An 11765-nucleotide genomic window follows, 5' to 3' on the forward strand; every position below is an offset into this window, starting at 1 on the left:
TAACATAAAAGGTATAGCTTCTTTTAGAAAACTAACTATTCTCATCCATAACTTTTTTAAAATAGTTAATGGATCAGGTAATCTAAATGAAGGAACCTCAAGTAATAAGTCATTACTATAACCTGGAAGTAATTTATTTAATATAAGACCAACAATAATCCAGACAAATACAAGCATAGCAAAAACATAAATTACATATTTTCCACCAAAAGGTCCTAAAAGACCAAAAATCATTGCAATCTGGGCCATACAGGGAATCGAAATCGCCATCAAGGTACTTGCTATAAACTTTTCCCTTCTACTCTCTAAACTGCGAACTGATAAAGCAGCCGGTACATTACATCCCAAACCTAAAATCATAGGAATAATTGAAAACCCATGTAAACCAACTTTATGCATAATATTATCGACTAAAACTGCCAGACGAGGCAGATATCCTGAATCTTCTAAGATCCCTAATACCAAATAAAAAGAAATGATATAGGGTAAAACAGCAGCAAAAGGAATATAAACAGCTGTTGATAAAAGTCCAAAAGATTGTTCTAAATTAATAGAACCTTCAACTAACTGTCCAACTAAAATATCGTGAATTATTCCACCTGAACCTAAAAATTCACTTAATTTCACTAATAATGGTCGATAAAAATTTATAAAAAAGGGCTCAGTTACATAACCGATCAAACCCTCTCCAATGAATCTAATCACCTTAAATGTTAAATAAAGCACCAGAAACATAAAAGGTATACCGGTTAGTGGTTTTATTGTATATTCTTCCAATAATTCTAAAAATGTATGATGTCTGGGTTCAATTCTCTGGACCTCATCAATAATTTTACCTATTTCAGCCCATCTCTTTTCTGAGGTACCATAATCAACATCAGTGATTTCTCTATAATGAAAATTATCTATTAATTCTTTAATCCCCTTACTCTTTATAGCAACTGTCGGGATAACAGGAACTCCCAACTCTTTTCTTAATTTTTCTAAATTAATATCAATCCCTTTATGTTTTGTCTCATCCCATAAATTTAAAGCAACAATCACAGGTATATCTCTTTCCAAAAGCTGAAGAGTAAGATTTAAATGTCTCTCTAAATTAGTAGCATCAACTACATTAATGATTAAATCCCCTTTTTCAATCATATCAACAGCTACTTCTTCAGCCTGATTGGTAGGATCAAGAGTATAAGTACCTGGAACATCGATGATTTCTACATCTTCACCTTCATATCTCATCTGTCCTTCAGTATATTCTACAGTTGTTCCAGGATAATTAGAGGCAGTAACACTGGTACCTGTTAACTTAGAAAAAATAACACTTTTTCCTACATTAGGATTACCCATTAACAGGACTTTCATTTAATCAATCACCTCTAACTTAATTTTTCCGGCCATACCATGACCAATCGCAATATTGGTATTATCAATTTTAATAGTTATGGGACCACCGATAAAAGTCTCACTCACTTTTTTTATTTCTTTACCAGGTCTAATCCCCATTGCATTTAATTTATTTGAAAGCCCACGGCCACCTTCACAGCCTACAACTCTTGCTTTCTTCCCCTTTTCTAATTCAAGTAAAGTCATTTTCCCTCAACTCCTTTATAAAATAAATATATATTGATTATTTAAATGAGAATGGTTTTCAATATAACCCAAAAAATTTTCTTATTCTTTATAAAGTATAATATATTTTAGACATTTAGTCAACTTTTATCTTCTAATTTGTAATTCCATAGATGATGATCACTACTGGAAATTGCCATAACTCCTTTTTCAATCAATTTATTAATTTCTTCTTTTTCTCTAATAAGCCCTCCGGCAATTACCGGACAATCATTTATATTTGAAACATGGTCTATAAAATAAGGGGCAGCAATCCCTGGCAGAATTTCAATAGCATCAGGTTCATTATTTTTAATCATATTTTCACCGGAATTAAGAGAAGCTGAATCAAGCAAAAATAAACGCTGAACAGCCATTAAATCCCATTTTTGCGCCTCTTTAATCAGATTACTTTTAGTACTCACTATTCCATCACAGAGATTATTATCAGCTAAAAATTTAATACCTGCTTTATCAGCAGCTATCCCTTTTATTAAATCTATATGGAGAAAAATTAATTTATCATATTTTCGGGCTTCTTCCATCATTTTAGAAAGACTGGAGATATCACCAGAGAGAACAAACAATAATATTGCATCAGACCAGAGAGCCTTTCTAAATTCCTCATTATTTCGAAGGGCAGCTATAACTGGATTTTTAGTAAAATAATTTTTTAAATGTTTCATGATTTATCACCTTTTTTAAATATTATTATTCACTTTCTCTTACATTCCTGGTTGCCACCAGATCTACTCCAGTATTAAGAATATCTTCTAAAATAATATCACCGATCTCAACTGGAGCCTTTACCTCTATTTCAGCAATAACTTCCATTGCCTTGAGTAACTTAGCTTTAGGAATTCCTCTTTTAGTTTTTACAGAAACTAAGGGAAACTCTCCTTTTTTTACTCTAACAGTTGTCGGAAGAATACGGGTTGGATTTTTAAACTCTTCTTTTGCATATCTTTTTCCTTCTTCACAACTATAACCAGATATATTTTTTAGCTCATTATCTTTAGATTCTACTTTTATCCGACATCCCTTTGGACAGCTTACACAGATAATTTCTTCTACTTTATTATTTCTCATAAAGGTCCTCCTTATCCTGCTTTTTTAGAGTAATTTTTATTTCTTCCATCTTTTCATCAATAATTTTTTCCGGTAAATTAAGAGTAAGCATTTCTCCAGGAAGAACAAAATCTTTATTATATTTTAAGATTGATTTTCCCTTATAAATGAAGTGAATTTCTACATTTTCCATTGGTTCTTTGACTCTCATGAAAAGTTTTATATAATTCCTATTTTTATCTCTATAATCTATTTTATTAGGGATCACATAGTTAAAATTATCTCCTGTTTTAAGTTTCAGGCTATTTTCCCTTTTTTGTCTTTCATTTTTTAGATAGTCTACTATTCCAGAAGCTGCAATTTCTGACTCTTCACTAACCCAATCAACTAAATCATGAACATGTAAAACATTACCTCCAGCAAAAACTCCCTCTATTTCAGTTTCTCTCATTTCATTAACTTCCGGACCTCCAGTAACTGGATTAAGTTCAATACCCATTCCTTTTGTTAGCTCATTTTCCGGAATAAGTCCTACTGATAAAAGAACAGTATCACAACTAATCCATTCCTCTGAACCGGAAATAACTTCTAAATCATCATCTACTTCAGCAACTTTTACCCTCTCTACCCTATCTTTTCCTTCAATTCTGGTAATAGTATGATTTAACTTTAAAGGTATATCATAATCATCAAGACACTGCACCTGATTACGGATAAGACCATTAGAATAAGGTAAAAGTTCTAAAACAGCTTTAACTTTAGCTCCTTCTAATTTCATCCTCCGGGCCATAATCAAACCAATATCACCGGATCCGAGAATTACTACCTCTTTTCCAGGAACAAATCCTTCTATATTAGTATAACGTTGTGCTGTCCCTGCTGTTAACACCCCGGCCAATCTATCTCCCGGTATTTTTATATTTTCTCTGGTTCTCTCCCGACAGCCCATCGCCAAAAAGATAGCCTCTGCTTTTATTTTCATCATACCTTTAGTCTTACTTAAAGCAGTAATTTCTTTTTTAGCATTTATCTCAATCACCATCGTTTCATCTAAAACTTTTATCTCGCTATTTTTGAGATCACTAATAAACCTTTGAGCATACTCCGGACCAGTTAATTCTTCAGAAAAATACTCAAGGCCAAAACCATTGTGAATACATTGAGGTAAAATACCACCTAAATATTCGTCTCTTTCCAATACTATGATATCATCTATTCCCTTTTCTCTGGCTTTAAGAGCAGCAGCCATCCCCGCCGGTCCTCCACCAATTACAGCTAATTGATATTTATCTTTCATCTCTTTCACCTGCTTTCTTATCTAAAATTAATTCTTTTGCCCTGGCAGCTAAAATATTAGAATCTCCACCTTTTTTAGTAACTTCCAGAGGTGAAATATCAAGTTCTTCTGCCAGAATTTCCACAACTCTTGGTCCACAAAATCCAGCCTGACAGCGGCCTGAGCCAGCTCTTGTTCTCCTTTTTATAGCATCTACTGTCTGAGCAGGAACCGGTCTTTTAATTGCATCAATTATTTCTCCTTTGGTCACAGTTTCACAGCGACAGATAACTTTTGCATAATCATCATCTTTTTTAATATAATCTTCCCATTTATCTTTTTTATGCTGATAGTCATTATAATGAGGATATTCTGGATTTTTCTCCTTAAATTCTTTTTTATAACTCAACTCAAAACTTTCATTTCCTTTAGCATATTCTTTTACTAATTCCACCACCTTATCAGCTATAGCAGGAGTTGAACTAAGACCAGGTGATTGAATACCGGCAGTATGGATTAATCCGGCAGTAATATCTGAAAAGCCAATAATAAAGTCCTCTCTTTCAGTAGCAGCTCTCAAACCAGAAAAGGAAGTTATTACTCCACCTTTAGGTAAATCAGGTATTAATTTTTTTGCACCATTCATTATCTCTTTCATACCTTCTTTAGTTGTACTAACATCATTTTTGTCATCGATATGATAGGAATTAGGACCAATTAAAAGATTACCGTGAACAGTAGGTGTAACTAAAATCCCCTTTGATTTTTTAGTTGGTATCGGAAAAAGTACGTGATTTACTAATGAACCGTATTCTTTATCAAAAAGGTGATATTCACCTTTGCGAGGTGTGATTTTCATTTCATCTCTTCCCATTTTTGCTATTTTATCGGCAAAAACACCACCAGCATTTATAACTAATTCTGTTTCTATAATCCCTTTATTAGTCTTAACAGCTTTTAATCTGCTATTTTCAATAATAAGATCAGTCACTTTTGTTTTAAGCATAACTTCTGCCCCATTAATTACTGCATTATCTCCATAGGCAATTGCCAGTTCATAGGGAGATATGATTCCGGCTGTGGGAGCAAAAAGTCCATACTTAGCTTCAGGATTTAGCTTTTCTTCCATTTCTAAAAGTCGGTTTTGTCCTACTATTTCAAGACCTTTTATTCCCTGTTTCTCACCATTAGCCTTTATTTTTTTAAGTTTCTTTAAATCATTTTTATTAAAACCAACCACAAGTGAACCGATTCTCTCAAAAGAAACATTTAAATCAGCACAGATTTTATCAAATTGTGGATTAGCTCTGACATTCATTTTACCTTTGGTTGTATCAGTAGAGGCATTATAACCGGCATGAATAATCCCTGAATTTGCTTTGGAAGTACCACAGGCCAGATCAGCTTCTTTTTCCAGAAGAATTATATCCAGTTCATATCTGCTAAGTTCTCTGGCAATGGCTGTCCCAATAACTCCTCCTCCAATTACTACTATATCTGCTTTTCTTTTAGTCATTTTCACCAACTCCTTTATATCCAAATAGAAAAGAGCCACTTTATTGAATTAGGCACACTTCAGGCAGGTACCTATCAATAAAATGGCTCTCTTTATCTCAACCATTGTATTTATTTTATTTTCTATCTATAATTATACCATAAAAGAAGAAAATTTAAAAATCTCCATAGCTCTTTCTAAAATCCCGTGATAATAGGCTATTGTCATTCCATAATTGGTGATTGGTACTCCCTGTTCTTTACAAAAATTTATCCTGGTCTGCATTGCCTTTTGATTTAACATACAGGCTCCACAGTGAATCACCAGATCATATTCTTTTAAATTCTCTGGAAAATCCATACCCCCTACTACCTCAATTTCCGGCCTTTGTCCTAAATCATTTTCAATAAGACCGGGAATCTTCACTCTCCCTATATCTTCACAGGATACATCATGAGTACAGGTTTCAGAGATAAGAATTTTATGGTCAGGAGTTAAGTTTTTTAAAACTTCTATTCCTTTTATAAATTCTTCAAGATCCCCTTTATAGCGGGCAAAAAGCAGAGAAAAAGATGTTAAAGTTATTTCAGCAGGCACCATTTCCCCAACTCTTTTAAAAGCCTGTGAATCAGTAACTACTAAATCAGGTTCAAAATCTTTTATAGCAGATTCAAGTTCTGTATCTCTTACCACCAGACTTTTTAGACCATGATCAAGACAATCACGAATAGACTGAACCTGAGGTAAAATAAGTCTTCCCTTAGGTGCTTCTGAATCGATAGGAACTACCATAATTACTTTTCCATTATAAGGTACAAGGTCACCTAAAATTGGAGTTTCCTTTGCCTTATCTTCAATCCTTTTCTTTAATTTATCTTTTAAACCAAGTATATTCTCATTTTCTACAGCTGAAACAAAGACAAAATCAGGAAATTCATCTTTTAAGTTCTGTAATTTTTTATCAGAAATTTCATCAATTTTATTAACAACAACCAGATAGGAAATATTAAATCTCTTAAAATCCCTTTTAGCATCTTTTAAAGCATTTAAATCAAAATCATCTGCAGCCATGACATAAAGAGCAAAATCAGTTCTTTCCATCATTTTTTTACTTCTTTTTGCTCTCTTTGCTCCCAGTTCACCTTTATCATCAAGACCGGCTGTATCTATAAAAAGGACAGGGCCAACTGGAATAAGCTCCATTGCCTTTTTTACAGGATCAGCAGTTGTCCCCTTCACCGTAGAAACTATAGAAGTTTCCTGAGCAGTGATTGCATTTAAAAGTGAAGACTTACCTGCATTTCTTTTGCCATAAATTGCAATATTAGTCCTTTCAGATTGAGGTGTTTTATTTAAACTCATTTTTATCACCCTTTAGATAAATTATTAGATTAACTAAATTTATAAATGCTTCTCTTTCATTTTCTGAGAGTTCTATATTTTCCAGATAAAGCAGATACCTATCCTTTAATTCAAACTCTCTGGCCTTTAAAAAACTTTCCTGACCGGCTCCAGTGATATAGGAAACTCTTTTACCTAATTTTTCAGCAAACCAGATCTTACTCTCAGGAAAGAACTCATTATAAACCAGGGCTATTTTTTCCAGACTATTTTTAAGTCCCTCAGCTTTTAAAACTTTTACTAAAGCACTATCCAGAAATTTTTCAAACTTTTCTTTAGACATAGATATCTCTTTTTCCCCTTTCAACTTCTTTAAGTTTTTCTTCAACTAACTTTCTTCTCTTCGAATCTTTCTTTTCTATTTCATCTAAAATATAATCTATGACTTCTTCTCCAGCTTCTTTGGTCTCTGCTGATGCATAATCAAGGAGATATTCTTTAAAAGTTAAAGCAGCATTGGGCATACAGTATTTATGAACTTTACCCGGTCTGGCTAAAGACATAAAGTTTTCACCTGTCCTTCCACATCGATAACCGGCTGTACAGAAAGAAGGAATTATATTCATTTCAGAAATTTCTTTTATTACTTCATCTAAAGAACGCAGATCACCTAACTGAAATTGTTCTTTTTTCTCTATTTCTTTTTCCGATTCATGATATCCACCAATTCCAATTCTTGAACCGGCATCGATCTGAGTTATCCCGGCAGGTATAATCTCTTTTCTTACTTCAGGATCCTCTCTGGCCGTTAAAATAAGGCCAGTATAGGGTACAGAAAGACGTAAAATTGCTACAATCTTTTTTAGATCTTCATCTGACACTAAGTTTAATTTATCATATAATGGTGTATTATAGGCCGGCTCCATTCTGGGAAAAGAAATAGTATGAGGTCCAATCCCAAACTTATTTTCAAGGTGAATAGTATGATAAAGAAGACCCATCACTTCAAATTTCCAGTCATCATGAAGTCCAAAAAGTGCTCCGATTCCCAGATCATCAATTCCTGCTTCCATAGCTCTATCCAGTCCATATAATCTCCACTGATAATCACTTTTGGGATCACCTTCAGGATGCATCTTTTGATAGGTTTGATGATGATAAGTTTCCTGGAAAATCTGATAGGTTCCAATCCCTACTTCTTTTAACTTCTTATATTCCTTAACTTCCAGTGGCTTGGCATTAACATTGCTTCTTCTAATCTCCCCCGGGCCATTAATAGTATCATAGGCAGTTTCTATCGTTTCACACATAAAATCTGCATCATAATCAGGGTGAGAACCATAAACCATAATCAATCTCTTATGTCCTCTATTTTCTAAAATCTCCACTTCTTCTCTTAATTCATCTTCACTTAAAGTCATTCTCTCTGTACCTTCATTTTCTCTTCTAAAACCACAATAACGGCAGTTATTTACACATTTATTTCCAACATATAAAGGAGCAAAAAATACAATTCGCTTCCCATAAACATCTTCTTTAATCTGACCTGCCAATTCATAAATTTCCTCTAAAAGTTCTTTATCTTCTACATGTAAAAGTTTTGCTGTTTCTTCTGGCTCCAGTCTGTTTTTAGCCTTTGCTTTGGCCATAATCTCTCTTATTTCTTTATGGTCAGGATTTTTAGCCTCTCTTAGCTGTTTTTCAATTAAGTTATCATTAATAAAATCTTTAGTCATTATTTGACCTCCTAAAATTATTTTTCTTAAGCCATTTTATGCTATCTCCCCGGGCCATACTTACTTCAAAACCAACTTTTTTTACCCTCTCTTTTATTTTATTGAGTTCCGAAACATCAGTATCACCTTTATTTTGATAGATCTCATATTTACCACGATTAGCCGCTGATGAAAGATTGGGCATAATCACATTAGCTCCTGCTTTAAGACTTTTTTCCCAACCTCTTTTATCCAAAGTGTTTAAAGCTGTAGTAGCTGGAATTAATGTTTCCGGTAAAAGTAAGCGGACTAAGGCATAAGAGATTAGAGTTAACTCTACACTTCCATTTTCTTTTCCAGCCAGTGGTGTGTCTGGATGAGTAATCAATGGTCCCAAACCTACCATATCCAGTTCATGCTTTTTTAAAAATAAAAGATTATGAGCAATATCTTCTAAAGTCTGTCCTGGCAGACCTATAATAAAACCGGCTCCAGTTTGATATCCAATTTCTTTTAGATTATTAAGACATTTTTCTCTTTTAAAAAAATTCTGTCCGGGATGAAGATTATTATATCTCTCTTTATTAGCTGTTTCATGACGCAAAAGATAACGATCTGCTCCGGCTTTATATAATTTTTTATAACTTTCATAACTTCTTTCTCCTAAAGAAAGGGTAAGAGCAATATCTTGAAACTCATCTTTAATCTTTTTTATCAGCTTAATTAATCTCTGATCTGTAAAATACTCATCTTCTCCACTCTGTAAAACAAGTGTCTTATATCCCATCTGATTCGCCTTGACAAATGAATTAATAATTTCAGCTCTATTAAGCCTATATCTTTCAATATTTTCATTATCCATCCTAAGTCCACAATAAAGACAGTTATTTTCACAGTAATTAGAAAATTCCAGTAAACCTCTGAGAAAAACATTATTCCCATAAGTTTCTAAAGTAGTTCTTTTAGCATAATAGAAAAGGCGATTTTTATAATATTCATCTAAGTTTTTGAGCAAATATAGCAATTCTTTATATTCTATGTTATTTTTTTCATAAAGTTTTCTAATAATATTTTCCATCTTTAAAATTCCTTTTTAGATATAGAAGTTTTAACTGAGACTCCATCTATATTACCTAATTTACCGGTCAGACTATTAATCTCATCCATTGAACCAACTACTGTTAAAGAAATAGCTGAAACACCTTTTTCTACAAGAGGTAAACCCAATCTTCCTCTCACAATTTCTTTATATTCGGCCACAATTTTATTAAATTCAAATTGAGCTTTTTTCGGTTCTTCTAAAATGGCTCCAATAACCGCTATTTTATTTTTCATAATTATCACCTCTAAATTTTTTTAAATTAAAAAAAGACTTCCACAGTAAGGGAAGTCAGGTAAAGTAGTCTCCAGATATAGTAAACCTAAACATAGTTCGTTCGCCCAGGCTTTCTGGAAAACTCTTTTCCTAATCCCTTTCCTGTTGGTTAATACCAGTTGGTCAGGTTTCAGGTTCTCTTTTTAATTCAGCTAATCCAAGGATTTCCTCGAAAAAGCTGAATATATTGTGAAATAATAAACAATCTTTATTATTAATATAATATACAACTATTTACTAAAAGTCAAGTGATTTACCTCCCATAACGTCCTTCTTCCAAATCTTTTTTTAAATAATTTTCTTGAAGATTAAAAATTGGTATAAAATCTAAATATTTTCTCATTATATTTTTATGAAATTTAATTCGCAATTTTTCTGATTTAGTAAATAATAATTTTCCGTTTTTTAAAATATTAACTGCCAGAAGAAGAGAAACTTCACTTAAAATTACTAAATCGACTTCTCTTTTTACTAATGACTGTACTTCTGTGATTAATTCACTACGATATCCAAAAGTGCCGCTATCTGGCTTTTTACTTTCATCAATATATACTGCAATATCTATATCACTTAATTTATTTTCTTTACCCTGGGCCATAGAACCATAGAGATAAGCAAATACAACCTCATCTCTATTATATAAATACTCTTTTATATCTTTAATACTCACCTTCTTCACCACCTAATATTAGTACTTACTATTCAGCTATTTCATCAGATAATTTATACAAAAATTCCTCAAAATTACTAAAACTATCTTTTAAAGAAGAGTTAACTTTATTCATCTCTTTTACCAATGGTTTAATCTGATCCCAATCTAACTCATATTCATACCCATGTCTTACCACATGTCTAAATCTTCGTAACTTATCTAATTTTTTTCTTTCTTTATCATTTAATAAAGCAGGTCGAACATCTTTAATAGCTATTGCCATCTGTTCCAAAAGATCTAAATGCCATTTTTCTCCAGTAGGCAAGTCACCATCTAATTCTTTAGCTATTCTTTTAAAAGAAGTTTCTAAAGAAGTATAGTAATGTTGTAATGATAAAGCTATTGCATATATATTAGCATCTTTTTCAGATTTTTTTCATTTTATTGGCTTTCTTCTTTTTGGCTATCATAAATAATCTCTCCTTCATTTTCAATATGTTTTTTTAAACTTTCATTACATCTCTCCATATTTACAAGGTCAAAAGAATGTTTTAGTTTTTGTTCAAACTCTCCCCATAATTTTAAATAATCTTTTGAATCAATACCTTTAACTCCTAAATCAATATCTGATTTTAAATGAAAACTATCTCTATTGATTAATGAACCAAAAAGATATATTTTATTTAAACCATATTTTTTGCCTATTTTTTTAGCAGTTAAGCGAACTTTTATATTTAATTTTTTATACAATTTATCAGTTTTTCTTTCTTCTATTTCTATATCTTTTAAATGTTTTTTTATATAATTAGTTATATCAATTTCTTTTTCAGTCATTCTCTTCACCACCTTTAGTCAATCTATCTATATAATTATTATATCATAATTTAACAATTTTCCCCAAAAAGAAAGAGACAGTTAATAACTGTCTCTTTTTAAGTAAAAATTAACATCCATATTTAATGCAGTTTTCTTCTCTTAAACCATTAAGACATTTACTGCATATATATTTTCCTTTGTGATATAAAACTCCTGTCTTATTTCCACAGAAGACACAGGTAAAGTCATTTTTCTTTTCGGCTACTTTATCTGCTTTTTCAACTTCATCAATCTCCTCTGTTTCTTCACTTTCATAATTTAACTCTTCTTTCATTTCTCTAATCATCATTTCTTCTCCTAGTCCATAAATATTTTCTGGGTCATTCACTCCACAAGACTTCTCCCCTTCCTTTTATATAAAA

The 11765-nt window shown here is 32.1% G+C and carries 15 protein-coding genes; all 15 read right to left on the reverse strand.

Annotation, left to right across the window (positions count from 1 at the left end):
* The coding region (locus tag VJ881_02235) for a ferrous iron transporter B (protein ID HKL74859.1) at positions 1-1359 on the reverse strand (1359 nt) is incomplete at its 3' end.
* Positions 1360-1587, reverse strand: coding sequence for a FeoA family protein (locus VJ881_02240; protein HKL74860.1), 228 nt, complete (start codon positions 1585-1587; stop codon positions 1360-1362).
* A gap of 119 nt (positions 1588-1706) precedes the next feature.
* Complete coding sequence (locus tag VJ881_02245; protein HKL74861.1) at positions 1707-2291, reverse strand: glycerol-3-phosphate responsive antiterminator; 585 nt, start codon at positions 2289-2291, stop codon at positions 1707-1709.
* Between the two features lie 25 nt (positions 2292-2316).
* On the reverse strand, positions 2317-2694 hold the full coding sequence (locus tag VJ881_02250; GenBank protein HKL74862.1) for a DUF1667 domain-containing protein: 378 nt from the start codon (positions 2692-2694) through the stop codon (positions 2317-2319).
* A complete protein-coding gene (locus VJ881_02255; GenBank protein HKL74863.1) occupies positions 2684-3970 on the reverse strand; it encodes an FAD-dependent oxidoreductase in 1287 nt (428 codons plus the stop codon). Before VJ881_02255 ends, VJ881_02250 begins: the two co-directional genes overlap by 11 nt.
* On the reverse strand, positions 3960-5465 hold the full coding sequence (locus VJ881_02260; GenBank protein HKL74864.1) for an NAD(P)/FAD-dependent oxidoreductase: 1506 nt from the start codon (positions 5463-5465) through the stop codon (positions 3960-3962). The genes VJ881_02255 and VJ881_02260 overlap by 11 nt, the downstream gene beginning before the upstream one ends.
* Positions 5466-5597: 132 nt before the next feature.
* A complete protein-coding gene (gene hydF / locus VJ881_02265) occupies positions 5598-6806 on the reverse strand; it encodes a [FeFe] hydrogenase H-cluster maturation GTPase HydF (GenBank protein ID HKL74865.1) in 1209 nt (402 codons plus the stop codon).
* On the reverse strand, positions 6793-7128 hold the full coding sequence (locus VJ881_02270; protein ID HKL74866.1) for a hypothetical protein: 336 nt from the start codon (positions 7126-7128) through the stop codon (positions 6793-6795). Before VJ881_02270 ends, hydF begins: the two co-directional genes overlap by 14 nt.
* Positions 7121-8521 (reverse strand): [FeFe] hydrogenase H-cluster radical SAM maturase HydG, encoded by a 1401-nt coding sequence (gene hydG / locus VJ881_02275; protein HKL74867.1) that lies wholly within the window; start codon positions 8519-8521, stop codon positions 7121-7123. The genes VJ881_02270 and hydG overlap by 8 nt, the downstream gene beginning before the upstream one ends.
* The gene (hydE, locus tag VJ881_02280; protein HKL74868.1) at positions 8514-9578 is read right to left on the reverse strand and encodes a [FeFe] hydrogenase H-cluster radical SAM maturase HydE; all 1065 of its coding nucleotides are present in this window, start codon (positions 9576-9578) and stop codon (positions 8514-8516) included. Before hydE ends, hydG begins: the two co-directional genes overlap by 8 nt.
* 2 nt (positions 9579-9580) lie before the next feature.
* Positions 9581-9835, reverse strand: a complete 255-nt coding sequence (locus VJ881_02285; protein ID HKL74869.1) for a TM1266 family iron-only hydrogenase system putative regulator — start codon at positions 9833-9835, stop codon at positions 9581-9583.
* Between the two features lie 293 nt (positions 9836-10128).
* The gene (locus tag VJ881_02290) at positions 10129-10545 is read right to left on the reverse strand and encodes a nucleotidyltransferase domain-containing protein (GenBank protein ID HKL74870.1); all 417 of its coding nucleotides are present in this window, start codon (positions 10543-10545) and stop codon (positions 10129-10131) included.
* A gap of 28 nt (positions 10546-10573) precedes the next feature.
* Complete coding sequence (locus VJ881_02295; GenBank protein ID HKL74871.1) at positions 10574-10939, reverse strand: hypothetical protein; 366 nt, start codon at positions 10937-10939, stop codon at positions 10574-10576.
* 29 nt (positions 10940-10968) lie between these two features.
* On the reverse strand, positions 10969-11361 hold the full coding sequence (locus VJ881_02300) for a nucleotidyltransferase domain-containing protein (GenBank protein HKL74872.1): 393 nt from the start codon (positions 11359-11361) through the stop codon (positions 10969-10971).
* 109 nt (positions 11362-11470) lie between these two features.
* The gene (locus tag VJ881_02305; GenBank protein HKL74873.1) at positions 11471-11731 is read right to left on the reverse strand and encodes a hypothetical protein; all 261 of its coding nucleotides are present in this window, start codon (positions 11729-11731) and stop codon (positions 11471-11473) included.
* Between the last annotated feature and the right edge of the window lie 34 nt (positions 11732-11765).

The organism is Halanaerobiales bacterium, from assembly GCA_035270125.1.
Taxonomy (GTDB): domain Bacteria; phylum Bacillota; class Halanaerobiia; order Halanaerobiales; family DATFIM01; genus DATFIM01.